We start from the raw sequence: 18,064 nt of genomic DNA, 5'->3' as shown, positions 1-18,064 counted from the left end.
TGTGACTTCTGAGGATAAGCAAACCGGTTTGTGTCTTGCCCTGGAAGTCGCTAAAAAGCGCCCTCTCTCCACTTGTTGCGAGTCAATCTTGGACTATCAAGCCGTCATGGACGCCATATACACCCGGGGATGGGTGATAGTGGATGATTTTTTAACCGCCGCCGAGGTGGATGCCCTCAAGGCGTGTCTGCCGGATGCGTGGCGGCCGGCGGGGATCGGTCGCGATGCCCTGCATCAGGACAACCGCACCATTCGCCGGGATCAGATCCACTGGCTCGAACCCTCCCTCGGTGCGCCGGTGGCCGACTATCTGGCCCGGATGGAGGCACTGCGGCTGGCCGCCAACCGGATGCTGATGCTGGGGCTGTTCGACTACGAGGCCCACTTTGCCCGCTATCGCAGCGGTGACTTCTATGCCACCCATCGCGATGCCTTCGCCGGGCGCTCCAACCGCCGTCTCACCTCGGTGTTCTACCTCAACAACGACTGGCAACCCCAGGCGGGTGGGGTGCTGCGGATGTACGATGACGACGAGCAGTTGCTGATGGATGTCTCGCCCCGGGGCGGGCGGCTGGTGCTGTTTCTATCCGAAGAGTTCCCCCACGAGGTGTTGCCCGCCAACCAGGAGCGCTACAGCATCGCCGGCTGGTTTCGGGTCAACGGCAGCGGCAACGGCCGGCTCGATCCGCCGCGCTGATCTCTTTTCATCCAATTTCTGACACAGGCGGGAATTTTTATGGCCGTTGTCGGCGGATGGGGCTCCCATCGGCTGACAAGGCTTGATCTCCCTTGCTACACTGGCCCGCACTTATCTTCGTATCTGGCTTCGTCCGGTTTTAATGCGGTTGGGTTTTAAATGGTGATGGCGAAGCCGCTTTTCCCAAGGGATCACATCTAATGAAGAACATCCATGTCTTGCTGCTGTGCGGCGGCGGTGGCTCCGAGCACGAAGTCTCGCTGCGCAGTGCCAATTTCCTCGAAAAACAGCTCTCCCTCCTGCCCGGCGTGGAAGTGACCCGGGTCGAGATGTTTGCCGACCGCTGGCTCAGCGCCGATGGCCGCGAATGCAAGCTGGGGCTGGACAAGCTGCTGTCGTTTGACAGCGTGGCCCGGCCGGTGGATTACGTGGTGCCCTGCATCCACGGCTACCCTGGCGAGACCGGCGACCTGCAATCCTTCCTCGAGCTGGCGGGCCTGCCTTATCTGGGCTGCGACGCCGAGGCGAGCAAGATCTGCTTCAACAAGATCAGCACCAAGCTGTGGCTCTCCGCCATCGGCATCCCCAACACCCCTTATCTGTTCCTGACCGAGCAGAACGACGCGGCGCTGAGCGAGGCGAAAGCCGCGCTGGCCAAGTGGGGCAAGGTCTTCATCAAGGCGGCCTCCCAGGGCTCTTCCGTTGGCTGCTACTCCGCCAGCAACGAAGCGGATCTGGTGAAGGGCATTGCCGATGCCTTCGGTTATTCCGAGCAGGTACTGATCGAAAAAGCGGTCAAGCCGCGCGAGCTGGAAGTGGCGGTGTACCAGTACGGTGACGAGCTGGTGGCCACCTATCCGGGCGAGATCTGCGTGCCGCAGGACAAGTTCTACACCTATGAAGAGAAGTACAGCAGCGCCAGTCACACCGAGACCGCACTGCGCGCCGAGGGGCTGACCCAGGCGCAGGCTGACGCCATTCACGAGTACGCGCTCAAGGCGTTCCGTCAGCTCAAACTGACCCACCTGTCGCGTATCGACTTCTTCCTGACCGAAGAGGGCGAGATCCTGCTGAACGAAATCAATACCTTCCCGGGCATGACCTCCATCTCCATGTTCCCGAAACTGCTGGAGCATCACGGTCACCGCTTCGCCGACTACCTTGAGCAGATCCTGCGCAAGGCGGTCTGAGGCCGGCGTCCGAGCAGGGTGAGCTGAATGATGAAGAGGGGCCTGCGGGCCCCTCTGTCGTTGTTGCGGTGGGCGATGTCACATAGCTTCCGGGGTGAACAGCCAGATGTGCGCCCCTTGTGGATCTGCAATCAGCGCCATGCGCCCGACCCCCGGGATATTCATGGCGGGCACCACCACGCTGCCGCCGTGCTGGTTGACCCTGAGTACCCTGGCATCGACGTCATCCACCGCGATATAGGTTGCCCAGTGGGGTGGTACGCCGGCCATCTCGGGATGACCCCGGGTGGCCTGCACGCCGGCGATCGGCCTGCCATTGGCAACCAGCATGGGGTAGTCGCCGCCCTCCATCGCCATGGTCTGGCTCTCCCAGCCGAGCACCTCGGTGTAGAAACGGATCCCGGCCTCGGCATCGGGCAGATAGAGCTCGTGCCAGGTGAAGGTAGTGCCTTCGGCCAGGGCGTGCTCGCGGGCAATATCTTGTTCTGCCATCGTCGTCCTCCTGTGTCCCATGCGTGGGTGCATGGGTTGACGACCAAGTATAGAGAGGTGTGGCCTCCCGGCTTGCCCCGGATGGGGGGCCTTGCTGCGCGGTGGACGGCTCGCTACAATCTGCCCCCCTTTTTGTCCTGCCATAGGCATCGCCAGAGCCGCGTTCCATGAAGCCAATTCCCGATCACGCCGTCAATCGCCTGCGCATCTGGCGCAAGAGCGTCTCGACCCGACCCTTTCTCGCCCGTGGCGGCAGCGTGCCGCGCTGCGAAGCCTGCCAGCTGCGCCACGACTGGTGTGCCTGCGAATGGCGCCCCGAGCTCAAGGCCGAGGCCGGCTTCTGCCTGCTGATGTACGACAGCGAGCCGATGAAGCCCTCCAACACCGGCCGTCTCATCGCCGATGTGCTGCCGGATACCACCTGGGCGTTTCTCTGGTCGCGTACCAAGCCCCATCCCGAGCTGCTGGCCCTGCTGGCGGATCCCGTCTGGCAACCCTATGTGGTGTTTCCCGCCTGCGAGAAGGCACCGGCCCGGCTCACCTCGGTGGTGACCCCGCTCCCAGGCAAGAAGCCGCTGTTCATCCTGCTGGACGGCACCTGGCCCGAGGCGCGCAAGATGTTCAACAAGAGCCCCTATCTGGACGGCTTTCCGGTGCTCTCCATCAAGCCCGATGCGCTCTCCACCTATGGCATGCGGGTAGCGCACTGCGACGAGCACCTGTGCACCGCCGAAGTGGCGGCCTGCGTGCTGGAGGTGGCCGGCGAGCTGGCGGCGGGACAGGCACTGCAGCTCTGGTTCAATCTCTTCAGCAGCCGCTACATGGCGGGCCGGGTCAGCCGGGCCCCCGGCGAGGATGAAGCTCATCTGCAGCAGGCGCTGGCCGACATCAAGGGCAATGAGGCGACCTGTGCCCCCGATGCTGCCTGAGCAGGGGGGTGAGGGAGCCGGCATGCTTGCCAGCCGTTTCACAGGGATGATTAATTGATGAAAATCAGGAATCAATTGCCTGCCACTGTTTCGTTAGCTTCATGAGCCAAGCCCCATTAGGATAACGACCAGCGTTGTTCATCAGGCTCATGGCGAGCCTGCGCCGTGCGGGCCCTTGCCGGCCCCGTCAATGTTGTGAGGCTATGGATGGAATTGGAACTGTTTACCCTGCTTGCCCTGTTCGGCGTGGCCCTGGTGGCCGGCTTTATCGATGCCATTGCCGGTGGGGGCGGCCTGCTGACGGTGCCCGCCCTGCTCGCCACCGGCATGCCGCCGGCGCTGGTGCTCGGCACCAACAAGCTGCAGAGCAGTTTTGGCTCCTTCTCCGCCACCTGGTTCTATGCCCGCAAGGGGCTGCTGGAGTGGCACATCATCTGGCCAGCGGTGATCTGCACCTTCATCGGCGCGGCGCTCGGCACCCTGGCGGTGCAGACCATCGACGCCGCCATCCTGGAGCGGTTGCTGCCCTTCCTGCTGATGGCCTTCGCCTGTTACTTCTTCTTCTCTCCCCGGGTGAGCGATGCCGAGAGCTCCCGCCGCCTCGCTCCCATGGCGTTCGCCCTGCTGGTGGGCGGCGGGGTGGGCTTCTATGACGGCTTCTTCGGACCGGGCACGGGATCGTTTTTTGCCATCGGTTTCGTGGCGCTGGCAGGCTTTGGCATGGCGCGGGCCACCGCCCACACCAAGCTGCTCAACTTCACCTCCAACATCGCTTCGCTGCTGTTTTTCGCGCTGGGGGGCAAGGTGGTGTGGAGCGTCGGCTTCTGCATGGCGCTGGGCCAGTTCATTGGTGCCCGTTTCGGCTCGAAAATGGTGCTCAAGCAAGGGGTCAAGCTGATCAAGCCGCTGCTGGTGACCGTCTCCTTGCTGATGTCCGCCAAGCTGGTGTGGAGCCAGTACCCCGAACTGTTTGCCTGGCTGGGGTAAGCGCTTTTCGCTGACAGCGACAGTCATGGCTGTCTACACAAAGGGGCCCGATCCGCAAGATCGGGCCCCTTGTGTTGTGATGCTCAGCTGGCCAGCGGCTGGAAGTGGGCTTGCAGGGCCTGCACCAGCTGGGCGATGCGCGCACGCTTGAGGCTGTTTGGCCGATAGACCAAATGCAGCGGGCGGGCGAGCCCGGCGAGGGGGCGAGCCTGGGGCCCCTGTGCGCCGACCAGCGCCAGCAGGCCGGCCGGCAGCAGCACAGGGCCGATGCCGGCCTTGGCCAGCTCGATCAGCGCCAGGTAGGAGTCGAGCTCCATGGCGGGGATGAGGCCAAGGGCCGCCAGCGGTTCGCGCAGGTAGCGGTTGGAGGGGTTGTCCAGGTCCATGGTGAGGATCTGGCGCAGCCCTTGATCGGCGTTTTCGCCCTCGCGCTGATCGCCCTCCACCAGATAGAAGGGCTCCTCCAGCAGCAGTTTGGCCTCCAGGCCGTGGCCCGGTGGCAGGCGCCCAGCGCAGATGCCGAGCAGGGCATCACCGCTGCGCACCCGCGCGAGAATGACCGGAGTGTGGTGGGTGGAGAGGGCGAGGTGGGGATCCTGTCGCAGGTAGTCGTGCATGAAGCGGGCGAGGTAGCCCGCCAGCAGGGTCTCGGAGCAGGCGACGGGCAGGGGAGTCAGATCGGTGAGGGTCTGGCTGTCGGCCAGCACTCCCTTCATCTCGGCGAGGCTGGGAGCGACCCGGGCCAGCAGCTCTTGCGCCTGGGGGGTAAGCCTTATCTGGCGCCCGTCCGGCTCGACCAGCTTCTTGCCGAGGCGCTGCTCCAGCTGGGCAATGCGCTTGCTCACCGCCGACTGGCTGATATAGAGCCGGCTGGCTACCTTGGCCATGGTGCCTTCGCTGGCCAGCAGGCAGAGTGTCTCCAGCCCTTCCAGTAACATATCGCCTCCCGTCATCTGCGTAGGAAGGCGTTACCTTAGGGGCTGACGGGGTTGGGATCAAGCATCCTTCGCCGTCCTGACGGGGCGCAGGCGCCACTCCCGCAGGGGCGGTGCGAAGATCACCAGGTTGCCAAGCAGGCTGATCATGACCCCCACCACCGACACCGGCTGCCAGACGAACCCCTCGTAGAAGGTGGAGAGCGTGAGCGCCACCAGGGGGAACAGCACGGTGGCGTAGGAGGCCTTGCTGGCGCCGATCCGCCCCACCAGGGTGAGATAAGCCGTGAAGGCGATGACCGAACCGAACAGGGCGAGATAGACCATGGCCGCCAGGTAGTGACCGTCGGTCGGGATCACCAGCTGCTGGCCGAGCAGGGTGACCCAGCCCAGCAGCAACACCACCCCATAGACCATGCCCCAGGGCACCAGCTGCAGCACATGGTAGCCCTGGCGCTGGCCGCGGGCCGAGACCAGGTTGCCGAGCGAGAAGCAGAGGGTGCCGCCGCAGGCGAGCAGCAGACCTTTCCAGCCGTTTGCACCCAGTTGCGCATCCGCCAGCACCGGCCAGAACAGCAAGAGGGTGCCGAGGAGCCCCAGCAAGGATCCTTGCAGCCAGCGCAGGCCGGGACGTTTGCCCTCGAACAGCCAGAGGTTGAGGCCGTTGAAGATGCTGGCACTGGCGAAGATCACCGCCGACAGGCCGCTCGGAATGTAGAGGGTGGCGTGGTAGAAGCAGAGGAAGTTGGTGGAAAAGAGCAGGCCGCCGAGCAGGGCCGCATAGCGCTGACCCGCCCAGGGCAGGCGCGGGAAACGGCCGCTGGCGGTGAGCAGGGCAAACAGCGCCAGCGCCGCCAGGGCGAAGCGATAGAGCACCGAGACCTCGATGGGAATGGGGCCAAGCTGCCAGGCGATGGCGATCCAGGTGCTGCCCCAGATAAGGACGGTGGCAAGATAGAGCATCAGATTCATGGGGTATCCGGTGAGATGACAACGACATGGGATCAGCATGCAGTGGGCGGCGGTGGCGGGCTTACACCATCTTGCGGTTTTTTGCAGGCAGCCGCAGCCTTTGCCGCCGCGCCGCGTTAAGATGGCGCACAAGGGCCATCAGGCAAGCAACAAGAGGAACGGAGCGGGTGCTGCAGACTAAGCCGGCGGGAGTATTCGATGCACTGGTCAGCACGGGCGCGCGCCTGGAGAACGCCTGCTGGCTGGAACCCGGCCTCGGTGTTGCCAGCTGGCGCAACTGTTACGATCAGACCCGCTACCACAAGCCGGGCCACCATACCCTGAGCGTCTACCTGCAAGGGGGCGAGCAGACCGAGCGGCTGGACGGCCCGGGCGGCCACGGCGGCACCGGCAAGGTGTGCATCATGCCGGATCACCACAGATCCGAGTGGCTGGTGCGCGAGGAGTTTCGCTTCTTCCACCTCTACTTCACCCCGGCCCACCTGACCCGCATCGCCGAAGAGGTGTGCGACAAGGAGGGACGCCACCTGCTGCTGGAAGACAAGACCTTCATCGACGATCCCAAGGCCGCTACCCTGGTGCAGGGCCAGCTGATGCAGCTGGACTGGCAGCACCAGGTGGATCGGATGGCGCTCTCCCACGGCGCCTGGATGCTGATGCTGCACGCTTATCGCCACCACACCCGGGAGGCGCCGCCCCTGCCCGAGGTGCGTGGTGGCCTGGCGCCGGCGGTGATCCGGCGGGTGCAGGAGTACCTGCTGGCCCATCTGGCCGAACCTGTCACCCTGGCCGAGCTGGCGCAGGAGGCGGGCCTGAGCGAATACCACTTCGCCCGCATGTTCGGCCAGAGCCTGGGTTGTCCGCCCCATCGCTACCTGCTGGGGCTGCGGCTCAAGCGGGCCAAGCAGCTGCTGGCCGGCGCCGACTCCCTGGCCAGCATCGCCATCCAGTGCGGTTTCTCGTCCCAGGCCCACCTTGGCAACCGCTTCCGGGAGGCATTCGGCCTGACCCCAGGGCAGTGGCGCAGCCAGCTGTCATCCTCCTGTCACAGATAGGCGGCAGATTGGTTGGCAACGAGGGGGAGCCTCGTTCCTTCAACCTGCACAGGAGTTGCCCTTGAATCATCGCAAACGTCAGATCCGTACCCGCCACCTCTGGTTCAGCCACTGGAATGCCCCTCAGGGCCGCCTTGGCATGCCGACCCCGCCCGAACCGCTCGTTCCTCACAGTTCCCGCTGAAAATCGCCACGACCCGATAGGATTTTCCCGACAACTTTGCCACTATTGCGCCATCAGGATGGACTGGATATGGCCGCATGTTTCTGGAACGCATTGAAGTCAAAGGTTTTCGCGGAATAAATCGCCTCTCGCTCGGGCTGGACAACACCACAGTGCTCATCGGCGAAAACGCCTGGGGCAAGTCCAGCCTGCTGCGCGCCCTCTGGTGTCTTCTGGGTCAGGATGCCGAGCCCTATCAGTTCAGCAGCGATGATTTCCATCAGCCAGAAGATCCCGAACTCGAGCCGGCCCGCCACCTGCAACTGGTGCTCACTTTCAGCGAGCACAGACCCCAGATGTGCCTGCACTCCCGCCGGCTGGCTAGACTTGGTGCGGCCTGGGTCAAGCACAAGGACAAGTTTCACCGCATTCACTACCGCGCCAGCGCCGAACTGCAGAGTGACGGCACCGTCACCACCACCCACGACTTTCTCGACGGCATCGGCAAGAGCCTGCCCATCGACGATGCCCATGAGCTGGTCTGCCTGCTCATCACCATGAACCCGGTGTTTCGGCTGCGGGATGCCCGTACCGCCCGCAACGGGGTGGAGACCCTGCAGTGGGGGGATCTCTCCGAGCACCGGCTGAGCGAGCTGGCCGACAAGCTGATCGACGAGCCCCAGCGCATCGGCGAGCCAGAGCTCAAGGAGGCGTTGCAGGCGGTGCGCCAGCTGATGGATCACTACTTCAACGCGCTGGCCCCCATCAAGAACAAGCCGCGCAGCCAGCGGGAGATCGTCAATCGCCCCATGACCCTGCGCAACCCCGGCAATCTGCAGGCGCTGCTGCGCAATGCCGACAACCGGGCGCTGCAACTGGCGATGGCGGGCATGGCGGCCACCCTGCTGCAGGCGCGGGGCAACCGGGAGCTGGAGCAGGGGGCGCGCCCCATCATGATCCTGGAAGACCCGGAGAGCCGCCTGCATCCCACCATGCTGGCACTGGCCTGGGGGCTGCTGGAACAGCTGCCGGGGCAGAAGCTGCTCACCACCAATTCGGGGGACCTGCTCTCCTCGCTGCCCCTCAACCAGATCCGCCGGCTGGTGCGCCGCCAGCAGGACATCGTCTGCCATCAGCTGGGGGGCGAGCGCTACAGCAGCGACGATCTGCGCAAGATAGCCTTCCACGTGCGCATCAACCGCCCCATGTCGATGTTTGCCCGCTGCTGGCTGCTGGTGGAGGGGGAGACCGAGATCTGGCTGCTCTCCGAGCTTGCCCAGATCTGCGGCTACAGCCTGCGGGCGGAGGGGGTGCGGATCATCGAGTTTGCCCAGTGCGGCCAGTCACCGCTCATCAAGGTGGCGCGGGATTTCGGCATCGAGTGGCATCTGCTCACCGACGGTGACGAGGCGGGAGTCAAGTACGCCACCTCGGCCCGCTCTCTGCTCAAGGGCGAGCGGGAGCGGGATCGGCTGACCCAGTTGCCGGCGGCGGACATAGAGCACTACCTCTATCACAACGGCTTCGAGGCGGTGTTCCGGCGTGAAGCCGGCGTGGGGGGGCGCTCGACCCTCAACGCCGGGCGCATCATCAACAAGGCGATTCACCATCGCAGCAAACCGGGCATGGCGCTGGCGGTGGTGGAGGAGGCGGAGCGACTCGGCGGCGAGCACATTCCGCCAGTGCTGCGCCAGATGTTCGCCCGGGTGGTGGCGCTGGCCCGCGGCCAGGGCTGAGCGCAGCTAGCCCTGGCCGCGGCGGATGGCGAGGGCCTTGAAATCTTGGCAGGCAAGGCGGCCGGCGCCCGTTGCCGGCGTCTGATCGCCAGCCATCAATGGCGGATGCGCTCCCGGCAGGGATTGGGGATGGCGGCGGCTTTGGGTATACTCGGCCCCTTCATCCGGCGCCCATCGGCGCGTTCTGAATCCTTGCTGCTGGAGGCGTCATGTTCGTCCAACTCCCTTTTTGGCTCTTTCCCCTGACTGGCCTGATGGCGCTGGGGGCCCTCATCGCGCTGGGCCTGGTGCTCTGGCGCGGTGATCTCTGCCCGGGCCAGCGCTCGCGGATCACCACCCAGCTCTTCTCGGTCTGGGTGAGCACCGGCCTCTCCCTGATGCTGGCGGTGGAGGCCAAGGCGGCCGACTGGCTGATCTGGAGTGGGGCTGCCGCCCTGATCCTGGGGGTGGTGCTGTCGCTGGCCCAATCCAGGCTGGAGGGCAAGCGCGCCATCCCGGCCACCCTGTTCTGGCTGCCGGCCATGCCGCTGCTGGTCTATGGCATCGGCTTGCTGCAGATCCAGGGCTGGCTTGGCGGCCTGCTGCAGATGGTGCTGCTGGGGGCGGCCTTCGCCCATCTGATGCTGCTGCGCGCCCGTCACCGCCTGCAGGCGTTCAATACCCTGCTGCCGCTGGCCGGGCTGGTGGCCGCCATCCTGAGTCTGCTCTGGCTGGCGGTGCTGGTGGGCTGGCAAGGGAATGACGCCAGCCTCGATGCGCTGATCCCCGGCGTGCTGACTCAGGCTGCCCTGCTGATCGCGGCCTTGCTGCTCTGGTTCAGCCCGCTCTATCGCCAGCAGGAGACGGCGCCGGTGGTGGTCTCTACCGCCCTGTGCGGTCTCATCATCGCCCAGCTTGCGGCGACCAGCGTGCTGCACCAGCTGGCCTGACAGACTGGCGTCATGACAAAGCCCACCCCGGTTGCCCGGGGTGGGCTTTTTGCTGGCCGCAAGCCGTCCCTTAGTAGAAGTCGTCGGCGCCGCAGATGAAGAGGCAACTGCTGCGCGGCTGGGCCAGGTACTCCCGGGTCAGCCCCTCCAGCGGCATGCCGAAGGTGCTGATGTCCTCGGGCGAGGGCAGGGCGGTATCCAGGATCCGGCGCCAGTAGCCGCCGACTCCCTTGGGGGGGCTTGGCAGGTTGAAGGTGAGCGGTTCCCAGTAGGCGTTGAACAGCACGTAGAGGGCCAGCCGGGTTTCGCTCGACAGGGCCGACATGGCGATGGCGTGGGAGTGAGGGCTGAAGTCCGGCTGGGCGGCGTTGACCCCGTGCCAGCAGATCTCGCTGTGGCGCAGGATCTCGGTCAGCGACAGCGGCATGCTCTCCTGCTCCGGGCGCTGAAACAGGTGCTTGCGATACTGGATCAGCTCCTTCATGAAGCGGAACATCTCCTGGCCCATGGCGTCGGGCTGCCACTGCATCCAGCAGGTGTCGTTATCCTGGCAGTAGCCGTTGTTGTTGCCGTGCTGGGTACGCAGCACCTCGTCCCCCATCAGCAGCATGGGGGAGCCCACCGAGAGCAGGGTGGCCACCATCATGTTTTTGGCTTGCCGCAGCCGCAGGGCGTTGATCTGGGGATCCTCGCTCGGCCCCTCCTGGCCGTGGTTCCAGCTGAAGTTGTGATCGCACCCATCCCGGTTCTGCTCGCCGTTGGCGTCGTTGTGCTTGCCGTTGTAGCTGGCCCAGTCCCACAGGGTGAAGCCGTCGTGGCAGGTGACGAAGTTGATGCTCTTCTCCGGATCGGCGTGATGGTAGTGGTAGATGTCCGGGCTGCCGCACAGCCGCTCCACGAAGGGCATCACCGCATTGTCATCTCCGCGCAGAAAACGGCGTACGTCGTCCCTGAACTGGCCGTTCCACTCGCGCCAGCGGGCGCCGGCCAGGCTGCCCACCTGATAGAGGCCCCCCGCATCCCAGGCCTCGGCGATGAGTTTGATGTCGGCGATGCGGGGATCTGTATCGATGGTGCGCAGGGTCGGCGCATTGGCCTGGGGCTGGCCCGACTCGTCCCGCGACAGAATGGCTGCCAGGTCGAAACGAAAGCCGTCCACGTGCATCTCTTGGCGCCAGAAGTGGAGGCTGTCCATGATCATGCGCAGCACCACCGGGTGGGCACCGTTGAAGGTGTTGCCGCAGCCCGAATAGTTGGTGTCCTTCTGATTGGCGTCGAGGATGTAGTAGGCCTCGTTGTCGATGCCGCGAAACGAGAAGGTGGGGCCATCGTCGCCTCCCTCGGCGGTGTGGTTGTAGACCACGTCCAGGATCACCTCGATGTTGGCCCGGTGCAGCGCCTTGACCATGTCGCGAAACTCGGTGAGGGGATCCTCGCCGCTGGCGTACTGGGCGTGGGGGGCAAAGAACGACATGGGGCTGTAACCCCAGTAGTTGGAGAGCCCCTTGGGGGAGTCCTGGGGATCGAACTGGAACACCGGCAGCAGCTCGACCGCGGTGACGCCGAGGGATTGCAGGTAGGGGATCTTCTCGATGAGACCGAGGTAGGTGCCGCGCAGGGTGGGGTCGACCCCTGAGCTCGGCGACTTGGTGAAACCCCCCAGGTGCAGCTCGTAGATCACCGAGCGGGAGAGGGAGTGGGCGGGCAGCTTGTCCCCCTCCCAGTCGTAGTGGCGGGTGTCCACCACCCGATTCTTGGCACACTCCGCCAGGTTGCTGCCGGGGCGGGCCGCCGCCCAGCGATCGTAGTTGGCACCCAGCTCGATGCTGCGGCCATAGGGATCCAGCAGCACCTTGTCCGCATCGAAGCGGGTACCGTAGTAGGGGCGCCAGGGGCCCTGGATGCGATAGGCATAACGTTGACCGAGCTCGATGCCCTCTATATGGATGTGCCAGTAGTAGGCGGTGCGGTTGAGACGGGGTGACAAAGGGATCACCTCAGGGGTGGTATCGTCGGCACTGGCGAACAGCAGCAGTTCGACCCGGCTGGCGAGGCGAGCCCAGATGGCGAAGTTGACGCCGTCGTGCTCGGGTGTGGCCCCCAATTGACGGCAATGACCGGCGGAGATGCGCATGATAAACCTACCCAAAACGAGGAGTTACAAACCATCTGAGTGTAGTGCGCCAAGCTGGCCCCAAACCTGCTTGTCTGAAAAATCGGCGCTCTGTTGCAAATTCCTGCGATTTGTGCCGGTTTAATCTTCGAATGAAGTTTTTTTAGGATATTTACTTGCAATCTGAGCGCCGGCGCCTATTATTGGCGACCTCAGACGCGGGGTGGAGCAGCCCGGTAGCTCGTCGGGCTCATAACCCGAAGGTCGTCAGTTCAAATCTGGCCCCCGCAACCATCTGAGTTCTTGTATCAGGATTGCCTTGCAATGGTTTGATAAACAAGAGAATTCGAACAGGCTACTGCTCAGCCTGAACGAAAAAATACGGACGCGGGGTGGAGCAGCTCGGTAGCTCGTCGGGCTCATAACCCGAAGGTCGTCGGTTCAAATCCGGCCCCCGCAACCAACTATTTGTGTCCATGGCAAGCGCTCGCGTCTGCGGTGGAAACGAAGACAGCAAGGGGCATCTGCTCTGTCTCTTGTGGTGGCAGTACAATTCGGACGCGGGGTGGAGCAGCTCGGTAGCTCGTCGGGCTCATAACCCGAAGGTCGTCGGTTCAAATCCGGCCCCCGCAACCAACTATTTGTGTCCATGGCAAGTGCAGTGCACTGCGGTGGAGACGAAGACAGCAAGGGGCAACTGCTCTGTCTCTTGTGGTGGCAGTACAATTCGGACGCGGGGTGGAGCAGCTCGGTAGCTCGTCGGGCTCATAACCCGAAGGTCGTCGGTTCAAATCCGGCCCCCGCAACCAACTATTTGTGTCCATGGCAAGTGCAGTGCACTGCGGTGGAGACGAAGACAGCAAGGGGCATCTGCTCTGTCTCTTGTGGTGGCAGTACAATTCGGACGCGGGGTGGAGCAGCTCGGTAGCTCGTCGGGCTCATAACCCGAAGGTCGTCGGTTCAAATCCGGCCCCCGCAACCAATTATTTGTGTACATGGCACGCGCTAGCGCCTGCGGTGGAAACGAAGACAGCAAGGGACAACTGCTCTGTCTCTTGTGGTGGCAGTACAATTCGGACGCGGGGTGGAGCAGCTCGGTAGCTCGTCGGGCTCATAACCCGAAGGTCGTCGGTTCAAATCCGGCCCCCGCAACCAACTATTTGTGTACATGGCACGCGCTAGCGCCTGCGGTGAAAACGAAGACAGCAAGGGGCAACTGCTCTGTCTCTTGTGGTGGCAATACAATTCGGACGCGGGGTGGAGCAGCTCGGTAGCTCGTCGGGCTCATAACCCGAAGGTCGTCGGTTCAAATCCGGCCCCCGCAACCAACTATTTGTGTCCATGGCGAGCGCTAGTGCGCTGCGGTGGAGACGAAGACAGCAAGGGGCATCTGCTCTGTCTCTTGTGGTGGCAGTACAATTCGGACGCGGGGTGGAGCAGCTCGGTAGCTCGTCGGGCTCATAACCCGAAGGTCGTCGGTTCAAATCCGGCCCCCGCAACCAACTTCCTTTCTCTATTACGCTAATCCTCAGCTTCTCATCCAGCCGCCTTCGCGGTCTTTCTGCTTTGTGCCGCCTTCACGCTTGATATTGATTTTCAAGTGCAAATCTGGCTGTGACCCCGCTTTGTTGGGTATCATCACTGGTATCTCTTCATGGATGAGGGCCTTGCCCAATGATGCAACCATTTACCTATCTGCCGCCGCAGATCGACATTCACGACGCCGGCCTCGCTGCCGTCCTCACCAACGGCCTGGCCGCCAATCTGCTGATCTGCGCCGAAGATCGCCGCGAAAGCCTGCTGGCCCTGCCCGAGTTTGCCGCCGTCGGCGCCCAGATCGCGCTGGGGCAAAAAGCGCCCTACAGCCTGGTGCTGCACAATACCCTGCAATTGCTGATCTTCCTGCCGGCACACCCCGCGCGCGATCACGCCCTCTACAAGCAGGCGCGCGGCTGGGTTGCGCCGCTGGCCGGGCTCAAGATCGAGCGGTTGGGGCTGCACCTGGAAGGCTTTGACGAGGCCGATACCACGCTGTTGGCCGAACTGGTGCTGGCCACCTTGCTGGCCGCCAACGTGCCGCTGCCCAGTCACAAGCATCGCAGCGAAGATCCCTGGCGCTACCAGCAGATTGCGGTGTCCCCCAATTGCGTGCTGGATCTGGCGCGGATCTATGCCGAGGCGGAGGGCAACGGTCTGGCGCGCCATCTGGCGGTGTCGCCGGCCTCCGATCTGACAGCCCGCAGCTACCGGGAGTGGGTACGCCAGCTCGCCCAGAGCGAAGGGTGGCAGTGGCATGAGTACGATCAGGCCCAGCTCGCCGAGCGGGGGGCTGGGGCCTTCATCGCGGTGGCGCGCGGCTCGGAAGACAACCAGGCCGCCATGGTCAAGCTGAGCTACTGCCCGCCCAATGCGGTGCGGCGGCTGGCGCTGGTGGGCAAGGGGATCTGCCACGATTCGGGCGGCTACAACCTCAAGATCTCCGGCAGCATGTATGGCATGCACCTGGACATGGGGGGCAGCGCGGTGGCGCTGGGGACGCTCCACGCCATCAGTCGGGCCAGGTTGCCCTATGAGGTGCACTGCTGGCTTGCCATCGCCGAGAACCACATAGGCCCGCTGGCCTATCGGCCGGGGGAGGTGGTGACTGCCCTCAACGGTACCACCATCGAGGTGGTGGACACCGATGCCGAAGGGCGCATGGTGCTGGCGGATACCCTCTGCATGGCGGTGAAGGACAATCCGGATCTGCTGATCGACTACGCCACCCTGACCGGGGCTTGCAAGCGGGCACTCGGCAGCCGCTACAGCGGCGCCTTCACCAACCGCCCCCAGTGGCTGGGGGAGCTGATCAATCTTGGCCAGCGCAGCGGCGAGCGGATCTGGCCCTTCCCGCTGGATGAGGACTACGACGACAACCTCGATAGCGAGTGGGCCGATCTGTTACAGTGTGCGCCGGGCTCGTCGCCGGATCACATCGATGCGGCCCGCTTCCTCAGCCGCTTCGTCCCCGCCCAGACCCCCTGGCTGCACCTCGATTTGAGCGGTTTTCGCAACAAGGGCGGCAATGGCGTGGTCAGCAGCGAGGTGACCGGATTCGGGGTCAGATTGACACTGGATCTGCTGGCCGGCCCGCTGGGGCGGCGCAATGAATTTGATCAACCAGAACAGTAAGGGATCCCGTGAAAGTACCAAGTTATGACTGGGTGTTGTTCGATCTGGACGAAACACTGCTCGATTTCCCGGTCGCCCAGGCGCTGGAACAGACGCTGCACATTTACGGCGTGACGCCGACCCCGCCCAAGATGGCGGAGTACCATGCCCTCAACCACCGGCTCTGGCAGCAGTACAACTCCGGCGAGATCGATGCCGCCCACCTGCAGCAGACCCGTTTCTCCCTGTTTGCCGAACAGGTGGACGTGGCACCGATGGCGATGAACGATACCTTCCTGCAGCAGATCATCGCCCTGAGCATGCCATTGGAGGGGGTGGTGGAGACCCTGCAGGCGTTGAAGAGCAAGGTAAAGATGGGGATCATCACCAACGGTTTCAGCCTGCCGCAGCGCGGTCGCCTCGACAAGCTGGGCTGGAACGCGTGGTTCGAGCCGTTGGTGATCTCGGACGAGGTACAGGTGACCAAGCCGGCGGCGGCCATTTTCCAGCATGCCCTCGAGCTGATGCAGCGCCCGGATCCGGCGCGGGTGTTGATGGTGGGGGACAACCCCAAGACCGATATCGCCGGCGCCGCGGCGCAGGGGCTGGCAACCTGCTGGTACAACCCGGCTCGCCAGGATGGTCCGTGCGAGGCGACCCACGAGATCCACCACTTCGCCCACCTCTCGGCCATCGTGCTGGGACAGTAGATGCAACCGAGCCCCTTGCCACACAAGGGGTGAAAAAAACAAGGCAGCCCACGGGCTGCCTTGTTTGTATCCGGCTGTTTGCTAGCGGCCGAGGCGAGCCAGCAACCAGGACTCCAGCAATGCCACGCCGGGAGCCAGCACGGCCTCGTCGAAGTCAAACTCCGGGTGATGATGGGGGGCCGCCAGATTGGCACCCAGGATCAGGTAGGCCGCCTCGCCACCGCTTCGCTGCACCCGTTCGATGAGAAAGCCCGCGTCCTCGCTGGCGCCGAAACGGCGGGTATGGATGGTCTCCAGCTTGAGCGCCTGGGCGAGCGGAATGATCTCTTCGAGCAGGGTCGGACTGTTGTCGATGCCGATGGCTTCACCCTGCTTGCGAATGAGGTAGGTGGCGCCCTGCATCATGGCTGCCCCTTCCACCATCTGCTGCACCTGGCTGAACATGTAGTCGTTGAGGGCCGGCGTGGCGCCCCGGGTCTCTCCCTGCAACAGGGCGTGACCCGGGATCACGTTGCGGCCGCTGCCGCCATGGAGCTGGCCTACGTTGATGCGGGTCATGCCATCGCGGTGGCGAGCGATGCCGAGCATGGCGGTGGTGGCCATGCAGGCCGCCGCCAGCGCATTGCTGCCGGCGTTGGGCTCAAGCCCCGCGTGGGCGGCACGCCCCATGAACTCCACGTCGAACTTGGTGGAGCAGAGAAACTCGGTGGGATTGACCACCAGCTCGCCGCTGTTGGCATGAATGCCGATGTGCAGCGCCAGCAGGGCATCCACGTCGTCGAGTTGACCGCCGGCGGCCAGCGCCTTGCCGCCGCGACAGCCCTCTTCGGCGGGCTGGAAGAACAGCTTGATGCGGCCGTTCAGCCGATCGGCGAGGGCGGCGATCCGTTCGGCCAGCACCAGCCCGATGGCGGTATGGCCATCATGGGCACAGGCGTGCATCCAGCCAGCGTTGCGCGAGTGCCACCCCTCTTGGCTGGGGGGATGCAGCTCATCCTGGCTCTCTTCGACCTCCACCGCATCGATGTCGAAGCGAAAGGCCAGGGTCGGGCCGGGACGGCCGCTGTCCCACAGCCCCATCACGCCCGTTATCTCTTCGATCCTGCCCAGCCAGTCCGGATGGGCACCCTGGCGCAGGGCTCGCTCCTTCTGGGCCTGCACGTCGATGTTGCGGCCCATGATGAGGTTGCTGGCCAGCAGCTTGTCGCCCAGCATGATGGAGAAACCGAGTTCACTGAGGTGGTGGGCAATGAGGGAGCTGGTACGAAATTCACACCAGGCCGCTTCGGGCAGACGATGAAGATCACGACGCCAATGGCTTAGCGCATCTTGTGTCATGGTAATTCCTGCATGGCGAATCCAGCGGACATTGTGACGGGCAGGGGGGCAAGAGTAAATCCCGCAGACGCAAATGCAACAGGGGGAGCCACTGGCTCCCCCTGTTGACAGGCTACCTCTGACAGGCAGCTGTAATTATGTTCGCTTGGTCGTACTAATGGCCGTATTGGTCGCTGTTTTCGATGAACCACCAAAAAATGACATTAAGCGGTGAATTAACCAGCGTGGCGATGCCTGTCGTTGCCCATCAGGATCATTGGGTGGGCAACTAACCGCTTCAAAGCTGTGACAGTGACGGCAGAGAGACGGCAACCAGAGTGAAAAACACAGTAAAAACTGCAGTAACCACAAACTCTTTCATATTTTTGTCTCCCTTGGCTGACTGTTGATGGAACCAAGATACCACAATTGTGCGGTAAAACAATAGTAGATTGCATTTATTGGCTTGAATATGTCTAGTGCGCATCGAAAGCTTCATTTTTGCATTTTTAAGCTCATTTAATCGTCTTGATGGTCATGCTATGCGGTAAAGAGAAGTTGTCTATTTAGTTATTTCAATTAAAACAATGAATTAAGTAATTTCATTGCGATGTTAATGATGGGGTTTATATGAGACTTTTTTGTTTTTTTAAAATTATGTCGGCAAAAAAAGACGATTTTTAGGGGGG

Annotated in this window: 15 protein-coding genes and 8 tRNA genes; 18 read left to right on the top strand and 5 right to left on the bottom strand. The window is 63.3% G+C overall.

The features are described 5' to 3' along the window. The first annotated feature begins 88 nt into the window (after positions 1–88). Entirely contained in the window at positions 89–697 is a 609-nt protein-coding gene (locus AHA_RS12150) for a 2OG-Fe(II) oxygenase (RefSeq protein WP_164927656.1), read from the top strand. Between the two features lie 200 nt (positions 698–897). After that, entirely contained in the window at positions 898–1,887 is a 990-nt protein-coding gene (locus AHA_RS12145; protein ID WP_011706238.1) for a D-alanine--D-alanine ligase, read from the top strand. A 78-nt stretch (positions 1,888–1,965) separates the two neighbouring features. Here AHA_RS12145 and AHA_RS12140 read toward each other — a convergent pair whose 3' ends face one another. Further along, the gene (locus AHA_RS12140) at positions 1,966–2,379 is read right to left on the bottom strand and encodes a VOC family protein (protein ID WP_011706237.1); all 414 of its coding nucleotides are present in this window, start codon (positions 2,377–2,379) and stop codon (positions 1,966–1,968) included. Positions 2,380–2,546: 167 nt separating this feature from the next. Between AHA_RS12140 and AHA_RS12135 the strand changes: the two genes are divergently transcribed. Next, on the top strand, positions 2,547–3,308 hold the full coding sequence (locus AHA_RS12135; RefSeq protein ID WP_011706236.1) for a tRNA-uridine aminocarboxypropyltransferase: 762 nt from the start codon (positions 2,547–2,549) through the stop codon (positions 3,306–3,308). A gap of 207 nt (positions 3,309–3,515) precedes the next feature. After that, positions 3,516–4,295 carry a TSUP family transporter gene (locus tag AHA_RS12130; protein ID WP_011706235.1) on the top strand — a complete coding sequence of 260 codons (780 nt, stop codon included), beginning with the start codon at positions 3,516–3,518 and terminating at the stop codon, positions 4,293–4,295. Between the two features lie 83 nt (positions 4,296–4,378). Here the strand turns inward: AHA_RS12130 and AHA_RS12125 are convergent, their stop codons facing one another. Together AHA_RS12125 and AHA_RS12120 are read right to left on the bottom strand one after the other, a co-directional pair. Further along, the gene (locus tag AHA_RS12125; RefSeq protein WP_011706234.1) at positions 4,379–5,233 is read right to left on the bottom strand and encodes a LysR family transcriptional regulator; all 855 of its coding nucleotides are present in this window, start codon (positions 5,231–5,233) and stop codon (positions 4,379–4,381) included. Between the two features lie 57 nt (positions 5,234–5,290). Beyond that, positions 5,291–6,202, bottom strand: coding sequence for a DMT family transporter (locus AHA_RS12120; protein WP_043161018.1), 912 nt, complete (start codon positions 6,200–6,202; stop codon positions 5,291–5,293). Positions 6,203–6,369: 167 nt separating this feature from the next. On the opposite strand from AHA_RS12120, the gene AHA_RS12115 reads away from it, so the two are divergent. From AHA_RS12115 to AHA_RS12105, 4 genes are all read left to right on the top strand, one after another. Next, positions 6,370–7,257 carry a helix-turn-helix domain-containing protein gene (locus AHA_RS12115; protein ID WP_011706232.1) on the top strand — a complete coding sequence of 296 codons (888 nt, stop codon included), beginning with the start codon at positions 6,370–6,372 and terminating at the stop codon, positions 7,255–7,257. Positions 7,258–7,318: 61 nt separating this feature from the next. Then, entirely contained in the window at positions 7,319–7,441 is a 123-nt protein-coding gene (locus AHA_RS21960; RefSeq protein WP_256681955.1) for a hypothetical protein, read from the top strand. A 77-nt stretch (positions 7,442–7,518) separates the two neighbouring features. Beyond that, complete coding sequence (locus tag AHA_RS12110; RefSeq protein WP_011706231.1) at positions 7,519–9,156, top strand: ATP-dependent endonuclease; 1,638 nt, start codon at positions 7,519–7,521, stop codon at positions 9,154–9,156. Between the two features lie 209 nt (positions 9,157–9,365). Beyond that, a complete protein-coding gene (locus AHA_RS12105; RefSeq protein WP_011706230.1) occupies positions 9,366–10,085 on the top strand; it encodes a hypothetical protein in 720 nt (239 codons plus the stop codon). A gap of 70 nt (positions 10,086–10,155) precedes the next feature. On the opposite strand, the gene glgX is transcribed toward AHA_RS12105, so the two are convergent. Continuing rightward, entirely contained in the window at positions 10,156–12,219 is a 2,064-nt protein-coding gene (gene glgX / locus AHA_RS12100) for a glycogen debranching protein GlgX (RefSeq protein ID WP_011706229.1), read from the bottom strand. Between the two features lie 196 nt (positions 12,220–12,415). Between glgX and AHA_RS12095 the strand changes: the two genes are divergently transcribed. The 10 genes from AHA_RS12095 to yjjG all read left to right on the top strand — a co-directional run bounded on the left by AHA_RS12095 (position 12,416) and on the right by yjjG (position 16,058). Next, a tRNA-Met gene (locus tag AHA_RS12095) sits at positions 12,416–12,492 on the top strand. 92 nt (positions 12,493–12,584) lie between these two features. Next, positions 12,585–12,661: transfer RNA gene (locus tag AHA_RS12090), tRNA-Met, on the top strand. 96 nt (positions 12,662–12,757) lie between these two features. Next, positions 12,758–12,834: transfer RNA gene (locus AHA_RS12085), tRNA-Met, on the top strand. Between the two features lie 96 nt (positions 12,835–12,930). Beyond that, a tRNA-Met gene (locus AHA_RS12080) sits at positions 12,931–13,007 on the top strand. Positions 13,008–13,103: 96 nt separating this feature from the next. Then, positions 13,104–13,180: transfer RNA gene (locus AHA_RS12075), tRNA-Met, on the top strand. Positions 13,181–13,276: 96 nt separating this feature from the next. Then, positions 13,277–13,353: transfer RNA gene (locus AHA_RS12070), tRNA-Met, on the top strand. 96 nt (positions 13,354–13,449) lie between these two features. Next, positions 13,450–13,526: transfer RNA gene (locus tag AHA_RS12065), tRNA-Met, on the top strand. Positions 13,527–13,623: 97 nt separating this feature from the next. Further along, positions 13,624–13,700 (top strand) — tRNA-Met (locus tag AHA_RS12060). Positions 13,701–13,872: 172 nt separating this feature from the next. Continuing rightward, positions 13,873–15,369, top strand: coding sequence for a M17 family metallopeptidase (locus AHA_RS12055; protein WP_011706228.1), 1,497 nt, complete (start codon positions 13,873–13,875; stop codon positions 15,367–15,369). 8 nt (positions 15,370–15,377) lie between these two features. After that, on the top strand, positions 15,378–16,058 hold the full coding sequence (gene yjjG / locus AHA_RS12050) for a pyrimidine 5'-nucleotidase (protein ID WP_011706227.1): 681 nt from the start codon (positions 15,378–15,380) through the stop codon (positions 16,056–16,058). An 81-nt stretch (positions 16,059–16,139) separates the two neighbouring features. Here the strand turns inward: yjjG and AHA_RS12045 are convergent, their stop codons facing one another. Then, entirely contained in the window at positions 16,140–17,396 is a 1,257-nt protein-coding gene (locus AHA_RS12045) for a M20 family metallo-hydrolase (protein ID WP_011706226.1), read from the bottom strand. Positions 17,397–18,064 lie beyond the last annotated feature (668 nt).

This window comes from Aeromonas hydrophila subsp. hydrophila ATCC 7966 (assembly GCF_000014805.1).
GTDB lineage: Bacteria > Pseudomonadota > Gammaproteobacteria > Enterobacterales > Aeromonadaceae > Aeromonas > Aeromonas hydrophila.
This window is presented reverse-complemented; position numbering and strand designations above follow the sequence as displayed.

Bases quoted from the DNA above. Each gene is read 5' to 3' on its own strand.
- AHA_RS12105 (WP_011706230.1), top strand. From the start codon at position 9,366: ATGTTCGTCCAACTCCCTTTTTGGCTCTTTCCCCTGACTGGCCTGATG.
- AHA_RS12140 (WP_011706237.1), bottom strand. From the start codon at position 2,379: ATGGCAGAACAAGATATTGCCCGCGAGCACGCCCTGGCCGAAGGCACT.
- AHA_RS12120 (WP_043161018.1), bottom strand. From the start codon at position 6,202: ATGAATCTGATGCTCTATCTTGCCACCGTCCTTATCTGGGGCAGCACC.
- AHA_RS12135 (WP_011706236.1), top strand. From the start codon at position 2,547: ATGAAGCCAATTCCCGATCACGCCGTCAATCGCCTGCGCATCTGGCGC.
- AHA_RS12110 (WP_011706231.1), top strand. From the start codon at position 7,519: ATGTTTCTGGAACGCATTGAAGTCAAAGGTTTTCGCGGAATAAATCGC.
- glgX (WP_011706229.1), bottom strand. From the start codon at position 12,219: ATGCGCATCTCCGCCGGTCATTGCCGTCAATTGGGGGCCACACCCGAG.
- AHA_RS12055 (WP_011706228.1), top strand. From the start codon at position 13,873: ATGATGCAACCATTTACCTATCTGCCGCCGCAGATCGACATTCACGAC.
- AHA_RS12045 (WP_011706226.1), bottom strand. From the start codon at position 17,396: ATGACACAAGATGCGCTAAGCCATTGGCGTCGTGATCTTCATCGTCTG.
- AHA_RS12125 (WP_011706234.1), bottom strand. From the start codon at position 5,233: ATGTTACTGGAAGGGCTGGAGACACTCTGCCTGCTGGCCAGCGAAGGC.
- AHA_RS12130 (WP_011706235.1), top strand. From the start codon at position 3,516: ATGGAATTGGAACTGTTTACCCTGCTTGCCCTGTTCGGCGTGGCCCTG.
- AHA_RS12145 (WP_011706238.1), top strand. From the start codon at position 898: ATGAAGAACATCCATGTCTTGCTGCTGTGCGGCGGCGGTGGCTCCGAG.